The organism is Micromonospora wenchangensis (genome assembly GCF_002210435.1).
GTDB lineage: Bacteria > Actinomycetota > Actinomycetes > Mycobacteriales > Micromonosporaceae > Micromonospora > Micromonospora wenchangensis.
Window position 1 is genome coordinate 64639 of the sequence record NZ_MZMV01000026.1, and the last position, 19335, is coordinate 83973.

Sequence of the window (19335 nt, forward strand, 5' to 3'; positions counted from 1 at the left end):
GGGTACGACGCAGGGCCCGGCGCGGTGCGCCGGGCCCTTTCGCGTCGCCGGGTCGGGTCAGCCGACGGCGGCCAGATCGGTGAGCCGGGCCAGCGACTCCTCCAGGTCGGCACCGACCCGGCGCAGTCCGAGGCGCAGCAGGGCGCCCTTGACCGGGCCGGCCGGCCAGCGCACCACGATCAGCCGGACGATGGTGCCGCCCTCCTCCTCGTCGGCGGTGAGCTGCACGTAGATCTCGGTGCGCGCCTCGGCGCGGGCCCCGGCGCCCCGGGCGCGTTCCCGCCAGCCGATCAGGGTGGGCTCCTGGTAGGCGATCACCTCGGCCTCGTGCGCCGAGCCGCGCCCGGCCTGGACGAGTTGTCGACGACCGAAGCCCTCCCCCGAGAGGACCTCGGCGGCCCGGACCCCGGCCAGCCAGGCGGGCAACTGCTCGGCCCGCTGTACGACTTCCCAGACCGCTTCCACCGGCGCCGTCACGTGCGCACTGCGTTCGACGAGGATCATTCTGTTCTTCCCCCACTGAGGACATCCGCGATATTCCGCACTCTATGCGCTAAATCGGACTTACCGGGACGTGTTTGGTGAAGACACGCCGAAAACCCTTGCGCCCGCATTGCTTCGCGCCTATGGCGCTCGGGGACTTCGCGCCCTAGAGTGCGAACACGTTTCGCGTTCTGGGAGGGTGGATGACGACCGCACCGATCCCCGGTTTCCCCGCCGGCTTCCGTTGGGGGGTGTCCACCTCGGCGTACCAGATCGAGGGGGGCGCCACCGCCGACGGCCGGGGACCGTCCATCTGGGACACCTTCGCGCACACCCCCGGCCGGATCGTCGACGGCAGCACCGGCGACGTGGCCTGCGACCACTACCATCGGCACCGGGAGGACGTCGCGCTGCTGGCCGGCCTCGGGGTGTCGGCGTACCGGTTCTCGATCGCCTGGCCCCGGGTGCGACCCGGCGGCACCGGCCCGGTCAACGCCGCCGGCCTGGACTTCTACGACCGGCTCGTCGACGACCTGCTGGCCGCCGGCATCGACCCGGTCGCCACCCTGTTCCACTGGGACCTGCCGCAGCCGCTCCAGGACGCCGGCGGCTGGCTGAACCGGGACACCGCCGCCCACTTCGCCGAGTACGCCGACGTGACCGCCGCCCGCCTCGGCGACCGGGTGAAGCTGTGGATCACCCTCAACGAGCCGTTCATCCACCTGAGCCTCGGCCACGGCACCGGGGAGCACGCCCCCGGCCAGACGCTGCTCTTCGACTCCTTCCCGGCCGCCCACCACCAACTGCTCGGGCACGGGCTGGCGGTGACCGCGCTGCGCGCCCGCAGCAGCTCCCCGGTGGCCATCGCCAACAACTACTCGCCTGTCGTCCGCCACGGCGACACCGACGCCGACCAGGCTGCCGCGGCGGCGTACGATGCCCTGCACAACCACCTGTTCACCGACCCGCTGCTGGGCCGGGGCTACCCCGACGGTTTCGACCCGGGCGTGGTCCGCGACGGCGACCTGGCGGTGATCGCCGCGCCGCTGGACGTGCTCGGCGTCAACTACTACAACCCGACCGGGGTACGCGCCCCCGGGGAGGGCTCCCCGCTGCCGTTCGAGCTGGTCCCGCTGGAGGGCTACCCGCGTACCGCGTTCGACTGGCCGGTGGTCCCGGACGGACTGCGTACCCTGCTCGTCGGCCTGCGCGACAGGTACGGCGACGCGCTGCCGCCGATCCAGGTCACCGAGGGCGGCTGCGCCTACGACGACGTCCCGGACGCCGACGGCCTGGTGCCCGACCCGGACCGGATCGCCTACCTCGACGGGCACCTGCGCGCCGTGCGGGCCGCCATCGACGAGGGCGTCGACGTGACCGGGTACTTCGTCTGGTCGCTGCTGGACAACTGGGAGTGGGCGGAGGGCTTCACCAAGCGGTTCGGCCTGGTGCACGTCGACTTCGCCACCGGAACCCGCACGCCCAAGTCCTCGTACGCCTGGTACCGGGCCCAGGTCGGCCGGGGGTGACCACCGTCGACCCGACGCCGGCCTCGCTGCCGGCGGCGCTCGCCGACCCGGTCGTCCCGGTCCGGCGGAGCTGGATCGCCTTGATCTTCGCGGCCAACCTCGGCGTGTGGATGGCCTTCTTCACCCCGATCCAGGTGCTGCTGCCGCAGCAGGTGGAACGGATCTCGCCGGACCACAAGGAGGCGATGCTGGCCGTCGTCACCGGGCTGGGCGCGCTCGCGGCGGTGCTGGCCAACCCGCTCGCCGGGGCGCTGTCGGACCGCACCTGCCTGCGCGTCGGCGGGCGGGAGTTCGGCCGCCGGCACGTCTGGACGGCCGGCGGCGCGGTGCTCGGCGCGCTGGCGCTGGTGCTGCTGGCCCGGCAGCAGACCATCGCCGGGGTCGCGCTGGGCTGGGTCGCCGCCCAGGTCTGCTTCAACGCGATGCTGGCCAGCCTCACCGCCGGCATCCCGGACCGGGTGCCGGTCGTGCAGCGCGGCGGGGTCTCCGGCTGGGTGGGCATCCCGCAGGCGCTCGGCCTGGTGCTCGGCGCGGTGCTGGTCACCGCCCTGGTCAGCGGCACCGTGCCCGGCTACACGGCGATGGCGCTGGCGGTGCTGCTGCTGTCGCTGCCGTTCGCGTTCCTCACCCCCGACGACCCGCTGCCCCGGCAGCACCGCCCACCGCTGCGGCTGCGCGCGCTGGTCGCCTCGATGTGGATCGACCCGCGCCGGCACCCGGACTTCGCCTGGGCCTGGATCACCCGGTTCCTGGTGCAGATCGGCAACGCCCTGGGCACCCTCTACCTGCTGTACTTCCTCACCGACGGGGTGCGCTACCCCGACCCCGAGGGCGGGCTGCTGGTGCTGATCCTGCTCTACACCCTGGGCATGATGCTCACCGCCGTGGTCGCCGGGATGCTGTCCGACCGGTCCGGCCGGCGCAAGGTCTACGTGATCGTCTCCGGGGTGGTGATGGCGGTGGCCGCGCTGCTGCTGGCGGTCGCGCCGACCTGGCCGACGGCGCTGGTCGCGGCCGTGCTGCTCGGTGCCGGCTACGGCGTGTACCTGTCGGTCGACGCGGCGCTGATCACCGAGGTGCTGCCGCGCGCCACCGACCGGGCCAAGGACCTCGGCGTGATCAACATCGCGAACTCGGCACCCCAGGTGCTCGGTCCGGCGCTGTCCGCCCCGATCGTGGTCCACCTGGGCGGCTACCCGACGCTCTACGCGGTGACCGCCGTGGTGACCCTGCTCGGCAGCGCCCTGGTCCTCAAGATCCGGGGCGTGCGTTGACGGTGCGGCGGCGACCCGGCCCCCTGGGGAAACCGGGTCGCACCCGGCCGTAGGCTGGACGGCGTGACGGTACGTGTGCGCTTCGCCCCTTCCCCGACCGGTATGTTCCACGTCGGCGGCGCCCGCTCGGCGCTGCAGAACTGGATCTTCGCCAAGCAGCAGGGCGGGGTGTTCGTGCTGCGCGTCGAGGACACCGACGCCGCCCGTAACAAGCCCGAGTGGACCGAGGGCATCCTGTCCGCGCTGGACTGGATCGGCATCGCCCGCGACACCTACGAGGGCCCCTACTTCCAGTCGGCGTACGCCGGTGAGCACCGGGCCGCCGCCGGGCGGCTGTACGACGCCGGCCGGGCCTACTACTGCGACTGCACCCGGGAGGCGGTGCAGGCCCGTACCGGCTCGCAGTACCAGGGCTACGACGGCTTCTGCCGGGACCGGGGCCTGCCGCCGGGCGAGGGGCGGGCGCTGCGCTTCCGTACCCCCGACGAGGGCGCGACCGTGGTGGTCGACCTGATCCGGGGCGAGCCGACGTTCGAGAACAAGCTGATCGAGGACTTCGTCATCGCCCGGGGCGACGGCTCCCCGGTGTTCCTGCTCGCCAACGTCGTGGACGACATGACGATGGGCATCACCCACGTGATCCGGGCCGAGGAGCACCTGCCGAACACCCCGAAGCAGCAGCTCCTCTGGGACGCCCTGGGGGTCAAGCCGCCGGTCTGGGCGCACGTGCCGGTGGTGGTCAACGAGAAGCGGCAGAAGCTCTCCAAGCGCCGCGACAAGGTGGCCCTGGAGGCGTACCGGGACGAAGGCTACCTCGCCGCCGCGATGCGAAACTACCTGATGCTGCTCGGCTGGGCGCCCTCGGGCGACCGGGAGATCGTGCCCTGGTCGGTGATCGAGGAGGAGTTCCGGTTGACCGAGGTCAACCCCTCCCCCGCCTTCTTCGACGAGAAGAAGCTGCGCGCGTTCAACGGCGAGTACATCCGGGCCCTGCCGGTCGACGAGTTCGTGGCCGCCTGCCAGCCGTGGCTGACCGGCACCGGCACCATCGCGCCGCCGCCGTGGCTGCCGGAGGAGTTCGACGCCGACGCGTTCGCCGCGGTGGCGCCGCTGGCACAGACCCGGATCGCGGTGCTCAGCGAGATCGTGCCCAATGTCGACTTCCTCTTCCTCGCCGAACCGTCAATCGACGAGGCGGCCTGGGCCAAGGCGATGAAGGAGGGGGCGGCCGACCTGCTCGACGCGGCCGTCGCCGGCTACACGGCGCTGGAGTCCTGGGACGCGGAGTCGCTGAAGTCGACGCTGGAGGCGGTCGGCGCGGAGCGCGGCCTCAAGCTGGGCAAGGCGCAGGCCCCGGTCCGGGTGGCGGTCACCGGCCGTACCGTCGGTCTGCCGCTGTTCGAGTCGCTGGAGGTGCTCGGTCGGGAGCGCACCCTGACCCGGCTGCGCGCCGCCCGGCTCCGCCTGGTCTGACCACCACGACACGACGCGGGGCCCGCCGGTGACCGGCGGGCCCCGCGTCGTGTCCGGTCAGGGGCGGGTGGAGCGGCGTCGGCGCAGGAACAGGCCGGCGGCGAGCGCGGCGAGCAGCACCAGGCCGCCGGCCGCCGCCCAGAGCCAGCCCCGGCCGGCGTCGTCGGTGCCGGCGGCGACCGGGGTGGCCGACGGGGACTCGGGGGCCGCGCTGGTCGGCGTGGGCGACGGGGTGGGGCTGGCCGACGGGCTGACCGACGGGGGCGCGGCGGCGGTGCCGGTGGTGAGGGTGAACCGCACCTCCCCCTTGACCGGGTGCCCGTCGCTGGAGGGCAATTGATAGTCCACGATGTAGAGACCGGCCGCGCCCGGGGCGAACGGCACCCTGACCCGGCTGCCGGAGAAGGTCGGCTCGCCACCGGCGGCCGGGATGTTGTCCGGCCCGGTCACTGTGATCTTCGTCCTGCCCGGATCGAGTTTGGCCAGGAAACGCAGCTCGACCGCGGCCGGCGCGGTGGCGACCTTGGCCCCGTTGGCCGGATTGCTCCCGGTCAGCGAGTTGTGTGCCAGCGCCGGCGACGCCGGCAGCAACGCCACGCCGAGCGCCACGCCGACGAGCACTGGCACCGCCCGCACCAGCCGTGGGACCCTGCCCCCCATGAAGCCCTCCGCAAAGGTACGATCCGCCCGCTGATCACGCGGCTGAGAATTGGTCGTTCCAGGATCGCAGATAGTTCCACATATTGTTCCCAGAGCTGCATCCGAGCGATGTTCCAGGAAGTCTGTGCGGTGGGGCCGGCGCTGCCCGGTCACGCACCGATGCCGACCGACCCGCGCGTGACCCGCAGCACAGCCATCCATCGAACGGGGCGAGGAGGCGGCGATGGTCGACAGGGTGAGGCGGCTGCTGGCAGCGGTCGCCATGGTCGTGACGGCGGCGCTGGTGGTCACCACCGGTCCGGCGGCGCAGGCGGCCGGGGCGCACCGGGCGGCACCGAAGACGCCACCCGCCGGGGTGGACATCACCGGGGTCGGGCTGACCGAGCCGCTGCGGCTGCGCGCCGACACCGCACCGACCCACGTGGTCGCGGTCATCGACCAGGTCAGCTGGTTCGGCCGCACCGGTGAGGCCAAGGGCCCCAAGGCCGCCGACCTCGGTCCGAAGTACACCATCGTGGTGCTCGCCGGCGACGTCGCCAAGCAGACGTTCGACCTCTACCCGCTGGCCAAGGGCGGCCCCCGGGCCTTCCGGCCGGCCAAGCAGCCCGACCAGCACAAGACCACCGCCGGCTGGTTCCTCGGCCGGCTCACCATGTCCGAGACGCTGCGCGCCGCCGGGGTGCCGCTGGAGCGGCAACTCGACACGGTCACCGGCGGCGTGGGTGGCGGCGAGCGGACCCTCTCGGACGACGTCCTCAACCCGGGCCGGGACATCGACGACGCGATCGCCGAACTCCAGCGGTTGCTGCTGCTCAACGTGGGCGTGATGCTGGTGATCACGCTCGGCCTGGCGGGCATCGCCCTGCTGGTCCGCCGCCGCACCCGCTGACCACCGGCCGGCCGCCGGTACCGGCCCCGCCGGTCCGCACCGCTGCCGGTCCGCACCGCTGCCGGTCCGCCCCGGTGCCGGTCAGGCCGGCCGGTCGGCCGCCGTACCCGCCGCCGACCACACCGCCAGCACCACCTTGCCCCGCACGTGCCCGGCCTCGACCAGCCGGTGCGCGTCCGCGGCCTGGGCCAGCGGGAGCACCCGCTCGATGTGGACGGTGAGCCGGCCCGCGTCGACCAGCGCGGCCAGCAGCCCCAGGTCCGCCGTGGACGGCTCCACGAACAGGTAGCTGCCGCCGAGCCGGGTGACGTGCTCCGGGTCGGCGACGGAGACCAGCCGGGCCGGGCGGGACAGCAGCACCGCCGAGACGTCCAGCGCCGCGCCGCCGAACAGGTCGAGCGCCACGTCCACCCCGTCGGGCGCGAGCGTGCGGAGCCGGTCGGCCAGGCCGTCGCCGTGGGCGACCGGTTCGGCACCCAACGACCTGACGAAGTCGTGGTTGGCCGGACCCGCCGTGCCGATCACCCGGGTCGCCCCCAGCGCCCGCGCCACCTGCACCGCCAGGTGCCCCACCCCGCCCGACGCGCCGTGCACCAGCACGGTGTCCCCCGCGCCGGTGCCGGCCCGCCGCAACGCCTGGTAGGCGGTCAACCCGGCCAACGGCAGGCCGGCCGCCTCCACCCAGGACGCCTGCGACGGCCGGATCGCCAGGCAGCGTTGCGGGGCGGGGACCAGTTCGGCGTAGCTGCCGTACTGGAGGTGGTCGCGGCGGACGTACCCGATCACCTCGTCGCCGACGGCGAACCCGGTCACCGCCGGGCCGGCCGCCACCACCACGCCGGCCGCGTCCCAGCCGGGCACCAGGGGGAAGTGCGCGGGGATCGCGCCGGCCAGGTGCCCCTCGCGGATCTTCGCGTCGACCGGGTTCACCCCGGCGGCGCGTACCCGCACCAGCACCGTGTCCGGCCCCACCGGTGGGTCGGGCAGTTCCCGCAGGGCCAGCCGGTCGGCCGTGCCCCACCCGTCGATCGCGATCGCCTGCACGTCACCCACGCTAACGGCCGACGGGCCGTCAGGTGATCAGCACCAACGGTGTGGCGGGCGTTGGACGCGCTGCCGACGCCGGCCGGGGCGGACCGGGCCGTGCCGGTGCGCGCCGGCCCACCCGGCCAGGTCGCTGCGGCAGGCGCGGGCCGGCGGGTCAGGCTGGCCGGTCGGACCGGGTTCCACCGCCGCCGGTCGGGATGTCGCGCCGTCGACCGTCTCGACGCCCCGTTGGCGGGGCAGCGCCAGCTCGTCGTCGGCCCGGTCGACCGACCGGCAATCCGTCGCCAGCCGGCGGTGCGGTCGGGCCGCCCCGGGCTGGTCGTGGTGGCCCGGCCGGCAGGGTTCGCCCTGGGCGCAGCCGTGGTCGGCCTCCCCGTGCGCCATCCCGGTCTCCTCACACTCGCGTCGCCCGCCGGGACGACACCCCGGCGCGGCAGTGCCACCGTACTGGCCGGCACCGACGCGCCGTGCAGCGCGTACCCCCGGTGTCAGGACTTCGGGCGACGCGGGAAGATCGTCTCCCAGACCGGGAACGCGACCAGCCAGATCAGCAGCGCGACGGTGAGGCTGCGGATCCAGTTCGCCAGTTCCCGGGTGCGCTCGGCGTCACCGACGACGACGATCGCGGCGGCCAGCAGGGCGCAGGCGACCGCCCAGCCGAGCAGTGCCTTACCCCACTCCCGCCACTCGTGGCGGGCCCGCGCCCAGCCGTACCTGGGTGGTTTCACCGGTGGCGGACCGCCCGCGAAACGGTGGGCGAAGCGCTGGTCGGCCCACCGGACCAGGGAGTGCCCGAACGCCACCGAGAACCCGAGGTAGACGGCGGCCAGCCCGTGGGTGGCGTCCGCGGTGGCCCCCCGGCGCAGGTCCACCGCCGCCGCGCCCAGCAGCACCAGGTCGACAAGCGGTACGCAGACCAGCAGCGCCGCCCCCAGCCGGGGCCGGCGCAGCGGGTACCGGGCGACCAGCCCGGCCACGAGCAGCACCCAGAACCCGATCTCACACCCGACGATGACCGCCAGCAGCATGTCCACCTCCCCGTCCCGGTCCAGCGTGCCGGGGCGGGGAGGTGGTCACCTCACCGGCGGGGACGAGTTGCGGGTCCATCCTTCGGCGGAGCGGCGGCCCGGCGTACCACCTTCGGCGGACGGCCGACCGGGCGGCCTCCTCCGCAGGTGGGAGGGGTGCCGACCCGGGATGTGGTGGGATCGGGACCATGCGGATGCCGGGCTGGGTCGGCTCCGGCCGGCCGGGACGCGACCTGGCCCTGGCCGGGGTGTCCCTGGTCGGCGGCCTGGCGGCCTACGGCGTCGGCCTGCAACCCCAGTTCGGCTGGGCGCCGGACGTGCCACGGGTGTCCTTCCTGCTGCCGCTGCTGGCGGTGAGCGTGGCGGTCGGGCTGCGGCGGGTGGCCACCCGGACCGGCCTGGCGGTGGGCACGGTGGCGGTGCTCGCCGACGCCGCGCTCGGCGTGTCGGTGGGCTGCACGGTGATCTACACCCAGGTGTTGTACGACACGTGCGTGTACGGCCCGCCCCGGTGGTGGCGCTGGCTGCTGCGGGTCACCGTCGGGCTCAGCGTCGGCGGCACGGTGCTGGGCCTGCTCTGCTGGGGTTGGCGGGGTGCCGCCGTCGGAATGCCGTTCGCGCTGCTCGGGGTGCTGCCGGTGGTCACCGGGATCAGCGTGCGGCAGTACCGGGACCAGGCGGCGACCGAACGGGCCCGCGCCGAGCAGACCGCCCGGCTGGTCGAGCTGGACCGGCGGCAGGCGGTGCTGGCCGAACGGGCCCGGATGGCCCGGGAGCTGCACGACGTGGTGGCCAACCAGCTCAGCGCCGTGGCCCTGCACGCCACCGCCGTCCTCGCCGCCCCCGGGCTGGACCGGCCCCGTATCGACGCGGCGCTGCGGGTGATCCGGGAGAGCAGTGTGCAGGGCATGGCCGAGATGCGGCAGCTCGTCGGGCTGCTGCGGGAGCCGTCCGTGGACCCGGTGGAGGAGGCGACCCGGGTCCGGCTGGACGAGTTGGACCGGCTGCTGGCCCGGATGGCCGGCGCCGGCCTGCGGGTCCGGGCGACGGTGCAGGGGCCGCCCCGGGAGCTGCCGGTCGGGGTCGACCTGGCGGCGTACCGGATCGTGCAGGAGTCGTTGACCAACGCGCTGCGCCACGGTACGGGCACGGCGGAGCTGACCGTGGCGTACCTGCCGACGGAGGTGGTGGTGACGGTGGAGAATCCGGTCCGCTCCGGCGGGCCCGGTGCCGGTGCGGGACTGCCGGCCGGGGGTGCGGGCCTGATCGGGATGCGGGAGCGGGCCGCGCTGCTCGACGGCGGGTTCACCGCCGGTCCCCGGGACGGCTGCTGGCGGGTGCGGGCGACGCTGCCGGCCGGGGAGCGGCCGTGACCGCCCCGGTCCGGGTCGTGCTGGCCGACGACCAGGCGGCGGTCCGGGCCGGTCTGGTGCTGATCCTGGCCGGCGCGCCGGAGATCGAGGTGGTGGGCGAGGCGGCCGACGGGGAGGCCGCGGTGCGGCTCTGCCGGGAGTTGCGTCCCGACGTGGCGGTGCTGGACATCCGGATGCCCCGGCTGGACGGGGTGTCGGCGACCCGGGAGATCGTCGCCGCCGGCACCGCCGACGTGCTGGTGCTGACCACCTTCGACCTCGACGAGTACGTCTTCGGCGCGCTGCGCGCCGGGGCGGCCGGTTTCCTGCTCAAGGACACCGACGCGGCCGGTCTGGTGGCGGCGGTGCGGACGGTGGCCCGGGGCGAGGGGGTGATCGCCCCGACCCTGACCCGGCGGCTGATCGCGGCGTTCGCGGCGACCGCGCCCGGCGTCGACGGGGCGGACCGCGCCGCCGTGGCCGGGTTGACCCCCCGGGAGCGTGACGTGCTGGCCTGCCTGGGCGTCGGCCTGTCCAACCGGGAGATCGCCGACCGGCTGGCGGTGGCGGAGAGCACCGCGAAGACCCACGTGAGCCGGGTGTTGGCGAAGTTGGGGCTGCGCAGCCGGGTGCAGGCGGCGATCCTGGCGCAGGAGTTGGCGCTGCCCGCGCCGCCACCATGATATAGGCGTCTATCTATATTGACCGCGACCCATCGCTGGTCGTAGGGTGCGAGCGGAACCATGGGCTTCCCGGCCGGCGGCCGGTCCGACGCCGCCCCCCGACCGGAGCTCCGACGGGGATCGGAGGAATCGTCATGATCGCGTCCAGGCGGTCCGTCCTGACTGCCGGCGGCATCCTCGCCGCCACCACCATCGTCGCCCTCGGCATGACCACGGTCGCCGGTGGCGCACCCGCCACGGCCACCCCGGCCGGCGGCTGCACCGCCACGGTCCGGGTCGACTCCCACTGGGGCAGCGGCGCGAGCGGCGGCCAGATCGTCACCTTCACCGTCGCCAACACCGCGTCGGCGACCGCCAGCCGGTGGACGGTCACCTGGCCGCTCGCCGACGGCCAGCGGATCGTGTCGTCCTGGAACACCTCGATCAGCGCGACGGCTGGCACCGCGACCGCGACCAACGCGTCGTACAACGGGGTGCTCACGCCCGGCGCGTCGACCACCTTCGGCGTGCAGCTCGCCGGCCCCACCACCGCACCGACGCCGAGCTGCACCAACGACGCCGCCCCGCCGACCACCGCCAGCCCGCCGACCGGCGCCGACGTCACCGTCCGCGAGGCCGACAACCAGCGCACCGTCACCCTGTTCGTCGGGCAGACGCTGGGCGTGACCCTGGCGGCCGACTACCTGCCGGTCACCACCACCGGGAGCGCGCTGACCCCCGTGTCGACCAGCGGCGGCTACCCGACCGGGCAGCCCCTCGTGGCGACGCTTCGGGCCGTGGCCCCGGGCACCGCCGAGCTGACCACCAGCACCGACCACGCCTGCCGGCACACCACCCCGCCGTGCGCCCTGCCGACCGTGCTGTGGGCGGTGCACGTCGCGGTCATCGAGCTGCCGCCGACCGACGGCGGGCAGACCGTCGTCGTCTCCGCGCCCGACAACCAGCGCGACCTCACGCTGCGCGTCGGTGACACGCTCGTGGTGAGCCTGGCCAGCAACTACCTGCCCCCGACGCTGTCCCCCGCCGGGGTCGTCGTGGCGGGCGAGGTGACCGGTGGCTACCCGAGCGGCCAGCCGCTCGTCGCCCGCTACGTGGCGACCGCACCCGGCCGGGTCGACGTCTCCACCATCACCGACAACCTCTGCCGGCACCAGCCGACCCCCTGCCCGTCCCCCCAGGTGCGCTGGGTGGTGCACGTCACCGTCACCAACTGACCCGGCACGCCGCCGACCTGCGCCCCGACGCCCGGCGGCCCGCCCCCGGCGGGTCGCCCCGGAGCCGACGTCGAGCCCCTGCTCAGGGCATGTCACGCTGGAGCGGTGAGCGAGCCGGACGGGATGGAACTGACGGCCACCCTGCGCCGGATCGAACGGGCGGCGGGGGCGCTGGCCACGGCCAGCGTGGTCCGGATGGACGAGAGCCTGCCCTGGTTCCGTGAGCTGCCGGCCGAGCAGCGCTCCTGGGTGATGCTGGTGGCGCAGGCCGGGGCCCGGTCGCTGGTCGAGTGGCTGGGTTCCGGCGGCGGCACCACCGACAGCACCCAGGAGGTGTCCGACGAGGTCTTCGCCACCGCGCCGCTGGCCCTGGCCCGGTCGATCAGCCTCCAGCAGACGGTGGCGCTGATCAAGGTGACGATCGACGTGGTCGAGGAGCAGGTGTCGCACCTGGCCGCGCCCGGCGAGGAGCAGCAGCTCCGCGAGGCGGTGCTGCGGTTCTCCCGGGAGATCGCCTTCGCCGCCGCCCGGGTGTACGCCCGTGCCGCCGAGTCCCGGGGCTCCTGGGACGCCCGGTTGCAGGCGCTGCTGGTCGACGCCCTGCTGCGCGGGGACTCCCCCGACGTGCTGGCCAGCCGGGCCGCCGCGCTGGGCTGGGCGGACGCCCCACCGGTGGCGGTGGCGGTGGGGCGCTCCCCGGGCGGGGAGGTGTCCGCCGTGCTGCACACCGTCTACCGGTACGCCCGCCGGATCGGGGTGGAGGTGATCGGGGGCGTGCACGGCGACCGGCTGGTCATCGTGCTCGGCGGCGCGGCCGACCCGATGGCCGCCACCGAGAAGCTGCTCCCCGGGTTCGGCGACGGTCCGGTGGTGGTCGGTCCCGCCGTACCCAGTCTGGACGAGGCGACGGACTCGGCGCGGGCGGCGCTTGCCGGCTACCGGGCGGCGCCGGCCTGGCCGACCGCGCCCCGGCCGGTGCCGGCGGCCGACCTGCTGCCCGAGCGGGCCCTCGCCGGTGACGCCGAGGCCCGCCGCCGGCTGCGCCACGACGTGTACGCCGCCCTGGTCCGCGCGGGCGGGGAGCTGCTGGAGACGTTGGACGCCTTCTTCGCCGCCGGTGGGACGCTGGAGAGCGCGGCCCGCGCCCTGTTCGTCCATCCCAACACGGTGCGTTACCGACTGCGTCGGATCGCCGAGGTGACCGGGTTCTCCCCGCTGACCCCCCGGGACGCGTTCGCGCTCCAGGTGGCGCTGACGGTGGGCCGGCTGGACCCGATCGTCCCGGCGGGCGTGCCCGGCCCGAGCCAGAAATGACACCGGGTGACCGGTGAGCAGGGCCGCTAGGCGACGATCACGGCCGATGTTTGTAGGAACCCTCCAAGAGTTCTAGTGCGGTTTGGTGTCAGCCCGCACAGCGCTTACCCCGGGGTATCGGGAAGAGTCATAGACGTGCTCGCCGTCCTCTCTCCCGGCCAGGGTTCCCAGAAGCCCGGCTTCCTGACACCGTGGCTCGCCCTGCGCGGCGTCGAGTCACGGCTGCGCTGGTGGTCGGTGCCGGCCGGGGTCGACCTGGTCCGGCTCGGCACCGAGGCGGACGCCGACGAGATCAGGGACACCGCCCGCACCCAGCCGCTGCTGGTGGCCTCGGCCCTGCTCGCGGCCGAGCAGCTCCCCCTGCACGACGTGAACCTGGTCGCCGGGCACAGCGTCGGCGAGCTGGCCGCCGCCGCGCTCGCCGGGGTGTTCTCCGCCGAGACGGCGGTCACCCTCGCCGGCGTACGCGGCCGGGAGATGGCCGCCGCCTGCGCCCTCACCCCCACCGGGATGGCCGCCGTGCTCGGCGGCGACCCCGACGAGGTGCTCGCCGCGCTGGAGACGCACGGACTGCACCCGGCCAACCGCAACGGCGGCGGTCAGGTGGTCGCCGCCGGCACGCTCGACGCCCTGGACAAGCTCGCCGCCGAGCCGCCGGCCAAGGCCCGGATCGTCCGGCTCCAGGTCGCCGGGGCGTTCCACACCCCGTACATGGGCCCCGCCGAGCAGGCACTGGCCGCCGTCGCCGCCGGGATCACCCCGTCGCACCCGGCCCGGCTCCTGCTCTCCGACCTCGACGGCGCTGCGGTGGCACACGGCCGGGAACTGGTGCACCGGCTGGTCCGGCAGGTCACCGCCCCGGTGCGCTGGGACCTGTGCATGCGGACGCTGGTCGAGCTGGGGGTCACCGGCGTGCTCGAACTCCCCCCGGCCGGCACCCTCGCCGGGCTGGTCAAGCGGGAACTCAAGGCCACCGGCGTGCCGGAGATCGTCACCCTGAACACCCCCGCCGACCTGCCCGCAGCCCGGGACCTCATCGCCCGGCACGGCGGCCCGCCCGGTCACCGCCCGACCCCCCGCGCCCGGGTGGTCGTCGCCCCCGCCGTCGGCACCTTCACGCCCGCCGAGGGCCTCGCCGAGGGCACCGAGCTGAGCGCCGGCCAGGTGCTCGGCCAGGTGGCCACCCGGCAGGGGCCGGTCGAGGTCACCGCCCACGACAGCGGCCCGCTCACCGAGTGGTTCGTCCACCCCGCCGACCCGGTCGCGCCGGGCCGACCCATCGCCCGCATCGGAGGCCAGGCATGAGCGGCAGTCGGATCGTCGCCCTCGGGCACTACCAACCCTCCCGGGTGGTGACCAACAACGACATCGCCCAGTTCGTCGACACCAACGACGAGTGGATCAGGGACCGGGTCGGCATCGTCAGCCGGCGCATCGCCGACGGCGAGACGGTCGCCGACATGGCCACCGCCGCCGCCGACAAGGCGCTGGCCAACTCGGGCCTCACCGCCGCCGACATCGACCTGGTGGTCGTGGCCACCTGCACCTCGATCGACCGCAGCCCGAACGTGGCCTGCCGGGTCGCCGCCAAGCTGGGCATCACCGCACCGGGCGCGTTCGACCTGAACACCGCCTGCTCCGGCTTCGCGTACGCGCTGGGCACCGTCGACCACGCCATCCGGGCCGGCGCGTCGCGCAACGCGCTGGTCATCGGCGCCGAGAAGCTCTCCGACGTCACCGACTGGACCGACCGCTCGACCTGCATCATCTTCGCCGACGGCGCGGGCGCGGCGGTGGTCACCGCCACCACCGGCGACGAGCCGACCGGGATCGGTCCGGTGGTGTGGGGCTCCGCGCCGGACAAGAGCGACGCGGTACGCATCGAGGGCTGGCGGCCGTACATCGCGCAGGAGGGGCAGTCGGTGTTCCGCTGGGCCACCACCGCGCTGGCCCCGCTGGCGCTGCAGGCGTGCGAGAAGGCCGGCGTCGACCCGTCCGAGCTGGCCGCGTTCGTGCCGCACCAGGCCAACTCGCGGATCATCGACGGCATCGCCAAGCGGCTGAACATCCCGCAGGCGATCATCGCCAAGGACATCGTCGAGTCCGGCAACACCTCGGCGGCGAGCATTCCGCTGGCCCTGTCCAAGCTGGTCGAGCGGCGGGAGGTGCCCTCGGGCGCGCCGGTGCTGCTGTTCGGCTTCGGCGGTGGGCTGACCTACGCCGGTCAGGTCGTCCGCTGCCCCTGAGACCCGACGCGGTCGGCGACCGCGGCGCGCCGCCATCCGGCGGAGAACCAACCCCGATGAGAGGAACCCACCGTAATGACCCGTGACGAGATCACCTCCGGCCTCGCCGAGATCCTCGAAGAGGTTGCCGGGGTGAACCCGGACGACGTGGCCGAGGGGAAGTCCTTCACCGACGACCTCGACGTCGACTCGCTCTCCATGGTGGAGGTCGTGGTCGCCGCCGAGGAGAAGTTCGGCGTCAAGATCCCGGACAACGAGGTGCAGAACCTGAAGACCGTCGGGGACGCCGTCAGCTTCATCGAGGCGCAGTCCTGAGATGAGTCACGTCGACGTCGTCGTCACCGGGCTCGGCGCGACCACCCCGCTGGGCGGGGACGTCGCGTCGACCTGGGACGCCATGCTCGCCGGCCGCTCCGGGGTGGGTCCGCTCACCCAGGAGTGGGCCGGCCAGCTCCCGGTCCGGATCGCCGCCCAGCTCGCGGTCGAACCGAGCGAGGTGCTGGACCGGGTCAAGCTACGCCGGCTGGACCGTTCCGAGGCGATCGCGCTGATCGCCGCCCAGCAGGCCTGGGCGGACTCGGGGCTCGCCGACTCCGGGCTGGACCCGGAGCGGTTGGGCGCCAGCGTCGGCTCCGGCATCGGCGGTGCCCTGACCCTGCTCGCGCAGGACGACATCCTGGAGGCGTCCGGCCCGCGCCGGGTCTCCCCGCACACCATCCCGATGCTGATGCCCAACGGTCCCGCCGCCTGGGTGGGGCTGGAGCTGGGCGCGCAGGCCGGGGTGCACTCGGTGGCGAGCGCCTGTGCCACCGGCGCGGAGGCGATCGCGCTGGGCCTGGACATGATCCGGTCCGGGCGGGCCGACGTGGTGGTGGCCGGCGGCACCGAGGCGGTCATCCACCCGCTGCCGATCGCCGGGTTCAGCTCCATGCGGGCCATGTCGACCCGCAACGACGAGCCGGAGCAGGCGTCCCGCCCGTGGGACAAGGGCCGTGACGGCTTCGTCCTCGGCGAGGGCGCGGGCATCCTGGTGCTGGAGCGGGCCGACCACGCCGCCGCGCGGGGTGCGCACGTCTACGCCCGGCTCGCCGGTGCCGGCATCACCTCCGACGGGTACGACATCGTGCAGCCGCACCCCGAGGGGGCCGGCGCGATCCGGGCCATCGCCAAGGCGATCGCGGACGCCGACGTGGCCAAGGCGGACATCGTGCACGTCAACGCGCACGCCACCTCGACCCCGGTGGGTGACCTCGCCGAGATCAAGGCGCTGCACCGGGCGCTCGGCGACCACCCGGTGCTGACCGCCACCAAGTCGATGACCGGGCACCTGCTCGGCGCGGCCGGCGCGTTGGAGTCGATCGCCACCATCCTGACCATCCGCGACGGGGTCATCCCGCCGACGATCAACCTGGACGACCCGGACGACGGTCTGGACATGGACGTGGCCGCGAACAAGGTCCGCCACCTGGACGTGCCCGCCGCGCTGAACAACTCGTTCGGCTTCGGCGGTCACAACGTCGCCCTGGTCTTCACCCGTCCCTGACGGCACCACCCGGCCCGGCACCGCCACGGTGCCGGGCCGGTGTGCGTCAGGTGCGGGCAGCACGGCCCCGCGACTGTCGGCTAGCATCCGTCGGCCGCCGTGATCGACGGCGGGAACTCTCACGGGGAAACGACGATGATCCGACGTACGACCGCACTGGCCGCGCTCACCCTCGCCCTCGCCGCCGGCTGCGACCGGGCCACCCCGGAGCCGGCGACGACGCCCGCGCCGTCGGCGAGCCCCACCGCCTCGCCTGTCGTCGCCGGCCCACCGTGGTACGACGACGTCGCCCCGGCTACCGCCGCCACCACGGTCGGCCCGAAGGGCAGCGCCTGCACCCTGTCGATGACCTTCTCGGTGCCGGCGAAGTGGAAGGCCAAGGCGGTGAAGGGTGGGGCCGACTTCACCCTCGGCCCGGCCGTTGCGGTCTGCGAGATCGACGCGAAGCCGGCCGGGAACATCGGTTTCCTGCGGGTCTGGCGGATCACCGGGGCCACCCCGCTGAACCCGCAGGACACGGTGGACGGGTACCTCGCCGAGTTCGACGGTCCGAAGGAGCAGCAGTACCGGCGGACCAAGGCCGGCCCGCTGGACGCCTTCGAGGCCACCTGGACCGAGGACGGCGAGCGCAAGCGGGCGATGCTGGTGTCCACCCTGTACGGCAAGCTGATGATCACCCTCGGCGGGCTGGACACCGAGGAGTTCGAGGCGATGCTGCCGGCGTACCAGCTGGTGAAGGCGAGCGCCAACCTGCCGGCGTGAGCACCGGGTCTCCGGCCCGCCCCGCCCTGCTCTTCACCCGTCTCGCACGGCACCACCGGCCCGCCGCCGCAATCCGATCGCGGGGAGTTCCGCCGCCGGGCCGGCACCGTCGGGGTCACGGTGGGCGAGCGGCTCCTGTCGGCGGGTGGCAGGCAGTCGACGATCTTCCCAGCATCCGGCCGGGACCAGCGCGTTCACCGGATACTAGCCGGTCGGAAATTACCCGGAAATCGGATCTTCCTAGCTTGCCCGCATGCCTCACACCCCGGACACAGCCGCGACGCCGGAGCCCGGCGACGACCACACAACGACCCTCTTCGACGAGTGCGGCAGGCCCGCTCCCGCACCACTGCTCGGCCGACGCGCGCTGCTGGCCGCCGCCGGAGCCGCCGCCGTGTCACCGCTCGCGCTCCCCGGGCCGGCCCGCGCCGCCTCCCCCGGGCCGCACCGGCCGGGTCGCGCCCCGGGCTGGCGGCCGGCGCGGGGACACTACCTGATCAGGAACGCGGCGCTGGTCTCCGTCGACCCCGTGATCGGCAACCGGGCCCGGGCCGACATCGAGGTGCTCGACGGACGGATCGTCCAGGTCGGCCCGAACCTGCGGGCCCGGGGCGCCCAGGTCATCAACGCCTCGAAGATGATCGCGATGCCCGGCTTCGTGGAGACGCACTACCACATGTGGAGCGCCCTGGGCCGCAACTTCGTCTCGACCGGATTCGAGTACTTCGCGGCGAAGTCGGCAACTGTCGCCGCCTACCAACCTGACGACTTCTACCACAGCGTGCTGCTCGGTCTGGTCGAGTGCGCGAGCGCCGGCATCACCACCGTCAACAACTGGGCGCACAACGTACGCGGGCCCGAGTACGCCGACGCGGAGCTGCACGCGCACGCCGACGGCCTGGTGCGGGCCCGCTACTCGTACGGCCACCGGGACGGCCAGCCGGCCACCCAGCCGATCGACTTCGCCGACATCGACCGGGTCAGGGCCACCTGGTTCGGCAAGAAGTCGCCGTTCGACGGGTTGGTACACCTCGGGGTGAACCTGCGCGGGCCCGGCCAACTACCCACCTTCCTGACCGAGATGGCCGAGGTCAGACAGCGCAGGCTGCCGGTCTCGGTGCACTCCGGGCAGGGCCCGACGACGGCCGTGCACGCCGCCGACCTGGAACGGATGGGTTTCCTCGGGCCCGACTTCCTGCTCTGCCACGCCCTGCCGTTCGACGAGGCGGACCGGCAGGCGATGGTCCGCACCGACGCCCCGGTCAGCTTCTCGGTCCACTCCGAGCTGCGCCTCGGCACGGCCGGCGGCTTCCACGGGCAACTCCTGCGGATGCTGGCCGCCGGGATCACCGTCTCGCTGTCCTTCGACGCCAGCTCGCTCGCCCCGATCAACATGTTCGAGTCGATGAACGTCGCCTGGAACCTGGGCATCCCGTGGGTGGGCACGGACACCGCGACGCTGCCTGCGGTGGTGTTCCGGCAGGCGATCGAGATGGCCACCATCAACGGCGCGAAGGCGCTGGGCCTCGCCGACGTGACCGGGTCGATCACCCCCGGCAAGCGGGCCGACATCGTCCTGATCCGGGCGGACGACCTGAACATCGCCCCCATCGGTGACCTGGAGTCGACCCTGGTCCGCTCGGCCACCCCCGCCAACATCGACACCGTGCTCATCGACGGCCGGATCGTGAAGCAGAACCGGGCCATGGTCAGCCACGACACCGCCAAGGTGGTCCGCAACGCGGCGGGGGCGGCCCACGCCGTCCGCACCCGGGCCGGTGGCGTGCTCACTCCGACCAGCCCCACCCCGCCCACGTTCTGACCCGCCCCGCACCGGG

Annotated in this window: 19 protein-coding genes; 14 read left to right on the forward strand and 5 right to left on the reverse strand. The window is 74.1% G+C overall.

Annotated features, from left to right (window positions below; all coding sequences use genetic code 11):
* Positions 1-57: 57 nt before the first annotated feature.
* The gene (locus B5D80_RS16960; RefSeq protein ID WP_088644846.1) at positions 58-504 is read right to left on the reverse strand and encodes an SRPBCC family protein; all 447 of its coding nucleotides are present in this window, start codon (positions 502-504) and stop codon (positions 58-60) included.
* A gap of 182 nt (positions 505-686) precedes the next feature.
* On the opposite strand from B5D80_RS16960, the gene B5D80_RS16965 reads away from it, so the two are divergent.
* The 3 genes from B5D80_RS16965 (at position 687) to gltX (ending at position 4759) form a co-directional block, all read left to right on the forward strand.
* Positions 687-2012, forward strand: coding sequence for a GH1 family beta-glucosidase (locus B5D80_RS16965; RefSeq protein ID WP_088644847.1), 1326 nt, complete (start codon positions 687-689; stop codon positions 2010-2012).
* Entirely contained in the window at positions 2009-3286 is a 1278-nt protein-coding gene (locus B5D80_RS16970; protein WP_088644848.1) for an MFS transporter, read from the forward strand. The genes B5D80_RS16965 and B5D80_RS16970 overlap by 4 nt, the downstream gene beginning before the upstream one ends.
* Positions 3287-3349: 63 nt before the next feature.
* Positions 3350-4759, forward strand: a complete 1410-nt coding sequence (gene gltX, locus B5D80_RS16975) for a glutamate--tRNA ligase (RefSeq protein WP_088644849.1) — start codon at positions 3350-3352, stop codon at positions 4757-4759.
* 57 nt (positions 4760-4816) lie between these two features.
* Here gltX and B5D80_RS16980 read toward each other — a convergent pair whose 3' ends face one another.
* Positions 4817-5419, reverse strand: a complete 603-nt coding sequence (locus B5D80_RS16980; RefSeq protein ID WP_088644850.1) for a copper resistance CopC family protein — start codon at positions 5417-5419, stop codon at positions 4817-4819.
* Positions 5420-5642: 223 nt separating this feature from the next.
* On the opposite strand from B5D80_RS16980, the gene B5D80_RS16985 reads away from it, so the two are divergent.
* On the forward strand, positions 5643-6308 hold the full coding sequence (locus B5D80_RS16985) for a hypothetical protein (RefSeq protein WP_088644851.1): 666 nt from the start codon (positions 5643-5645) through the stop codon (positions 6306-6308).
* Positions 6309-6389: 81 nt separating this feature from the next.
* Here the strand turns inward: B5D80_RS16985 and B5D80_RS16990 are convergent, their stop codons facing one another.
* From B5D80_RS16990 to B5D80_RS17000, 3 genes are all read right to left on the reverse strand, one after another.
* Positions 6390-7352, reverse strand: a complete 963-nt coding sequence (locus B5D80_RS16990; RefSeq protein ID WP_088644877.1) for an NADP-dependent oxidoreductase — start codon at positions 7350-7352, stop codon at positions 6390-6392.
* Between the two features lie 36 nt (positions 7353-7388).
* Positions 7389-7739 (reverse strand): hypothetical protein, encoded by a 351-nt coding sequence (locus B5D80_RS16995; RefSeq protein ID WP_088644852.1) that lies wholly within the window; start codon positions 7737-7739, stop codon positions 7389-7391.
* A 104-nt stretch (positions 7740-7843) separates the two neighbouring features.
* Complete coding sequence (locus tag B5D80_RS17000) at positions 7844-8383, reverse strand: hypothetical protein (RefSeq protein WP_088644878.1); 540 nt, start codon at positions 8381-8383, stop codon at positions 7844-7846.
* A 188-nt stretch (positions 8384-8571) separates the two neighbouring features.
* On the opposite strand from B5D80_RS17000, the gene B5D80_RS34810 reads away from it, so the two are divergent.
* The 10 genes from B5D80_RS34810 (at position 8572) to B5D80_RS17050 (ending at position 19319) form a co-directional block, all read left to right on the forward strand.
* Positions 8572-9756, forward strand: coding sequence for a sensor histidine kinase (locus B5D80_RS34810; protein ID WP_211291537.1), 1185 nt, complete (start codon positions 8572-8574; stop codon positions 9754-9756).
* On the forward strand, positions 9753-10418 hold the full coding sequence (locus tag B5D80_RS17010) for a response regulator (protein WP_088644853.1): 666 nt from the start codon (positions 9753-9755) through the stop codon (positions 10416-10418). The genes B5D80_RS34810 and B5D80_RS17010 overlap by 4 nt, the downstream gene beginning before the upstream one ends.
* Before the next feature lie 134 nt (positions 10419-10552).
* Positions 10553-11632: a cellulose binding domain-containing protein gene (locus B5D80_RS17015; RefSeq protein ID WP_088644854.1), complete on the forward strand. Its 1080-nt coding sequence runs from the start codon at positions 10553-10555 to the stop codon at positions 11630-11632.
* Between the two features lie 123 nt (positions 11633-11755).
* Positions 11756-12946 (forward strand): PucR family transcriptional regulator, encoded by a 1191-nt coding sequence (locus B5D80_RS17020; RefSeq protein WP_169733071.1) that lies wholly within the window; start codon positions 11756-11758, stop codon positions 12944-12946.
* A 135-nt stretch (positions 12947-13081) separates the two neighbouring features.
* Positions 13082-14251, forward strand: a complete 1170-nt coding sequence (locus B5D80_RS17025) for an acyltransferase domain-containing protein (protein ID WP_088644856.1) — start codon at positions 13082-13084, stop codon at positions 14249-14251.
* Entirely contained in the window at positions 14248-15192 is a 945-nt protein-coding gene (locus B5D80_RS17030) for a beta-ketoacyl-ACP synthase III (protein WP_088644857.1), read from the forward strand. The genes B5D80_RS17025 and B5D80_RS17030 overlap by 4 nt, the downstream gene beginning before the upstream one ends.
* A 75-nt stretch (positions 15193-15267) precedes the next feature.
* Entirely contained in the window at positions 15268-15507 is a 240-nt protein-coding gene (locus tag B5D80_RS17035; protein ID WP_067313076.1) for an acyl carrier protein, read from the forward strand.
* A gap of 1 nt (position 15508) precedes the next feature.
* Positions 15509-16735, forward strand: coding sequence for a beta-ketoacyl-ACP synthase II (gene fabF / locus B5D80_RS17040; protein ID WP_088644858.1), 1227 nt, complete (start codon positions 15509-15511; stop codon positions 16733-16735).
* A gap of 135 nt (positions 16736-16870) precedes the next feature.
* The gene (locus tag B5D80_RS17045) at positions 16871-17497 is read left to right on the forward strand and encodes a lipoprotein (RefSeq protein WP_088644859.1); all 627 of its coding nucleotides are present in this window, start codon (positions 16871-16873) and stop codon (positions 17495-17497) included.
* Between the two features lie 253 nt (positions 17498-17750).
* The gene (locus tag B5D80_RS17050) at positions 17751-19319 is read left to right on the forward strand and encodes an amidohydrolase family protein (protein WP_211291538.1); all 1569 of its coding nucleotides are present in this window, start codon (positions 17751-17753) and stop codon (positions 19317-19319) included.
* Positions 19320-19335 lie beyond the last annotated feature (16 nt).

Excerpts from the sequence above, each read along its gene's own strand:
- B5D80_RS17035 (WP_067313076.1), top strand. The coding sequence starts at position 15,268 with ATGACCCGTGACGAGATCACCTCCGGCCTCGCCGAGATCCTCGAAGAG.
- B5D80_RS17045 (WP_088644859.1), top strand. The coding sequence starts at position 16,871 with ATGATCCGACGTACGACCGCACTGGCCGCGCTCACCCTCGCCCTCGCC.
- B5D80_RS17020 (WP_169733071.1), top strand. The coding sequence starts at position 11,756 with ATGGAACTGACGGCCACCCTGCGCCGGATCGAACGGGCGGCGGGGGCG.
- B5D80_RS16980 (WP_088644850.1), bottom strand. The coding sequence starts at position 5,419 with ATGGGGGGCAGGGTCCCACGGCTGGTGCGGGCGGTGCCAGTGCTCGTC.
- B5D80_RS16965 (WP_088644847.1), top strand. The coding sequence starts at position 687 with ATGACGACCGCACCGATCCCCGGTTTCCCCGCCGGCTTCCGTTGGGGG.
- B5D80_RS16995 (WP_088644852.1), bottom strand. The coding sequence starts at position 7,739 with ATGGCGCACGGGGAGGCCGACCACGGCTGCGCCCAGGGCGAACCCTGC.
- B5D80_RS17000 (WP_088644878.1), bottom strand. The coding sequence starts at position 8,383 with ATGCTGCTGGCGGTCATCGTCGGGTGTGAGATCGGGTTCTGGGTGCTG.
- B5D80_RS16985 (WP_088644851.1), top strand. The coding sequence starts at position 5,643 with ATGGTCGACAGGGTGAGGCGGCTGCTGGCAGCGGTCGCCATGGTCGTG.
- B5D80_RS16960 (WP_088644846.1), bottom strand. The coding sequence starts at position 504 with ATGATCCTCGTCGAACGCAGTGCGCACGTGACGGCGCCGGTGGAAGCG.
- fabF (WP_088644858.1), top strand. The coding sequence starts at position 15,509 with ATGAGTCACGTCGACGTCGTCGTCACCGGGCTCGGCGCGACCACCCCG.
- B5D80_RS17050 (WP_211291538.1), top strand. The coding sequence starts at position 17,751 with ATGCCTCACACCCCGGACACAGCCGCGACGCCGGAGCCCGGCGACGAC.
- B5D80_RS17030 (WP_088644857.1), top strand. The coding sequence starts at position 14,248 with ATGAGCGGCAGTCGGATCGTCGCCCTCGGGCACTACCAACCCTCCCGG.
- B5D80_RS34810 (WP_211291537.1), top strand. The coding sequence starts at position 8,572 with ATGCGGATGCCGGGCTGGGTCGGCTCCGGCCGGCCGGGACGCGACCTG.
- B5D80_RS17015 (WP_088644854.1), top strand. The coding sequence starts at position 10,553 with ATGATCGCGTCCAGGCGGTCCGTCCTGACTGCCGGCGGCATCCTCGCC.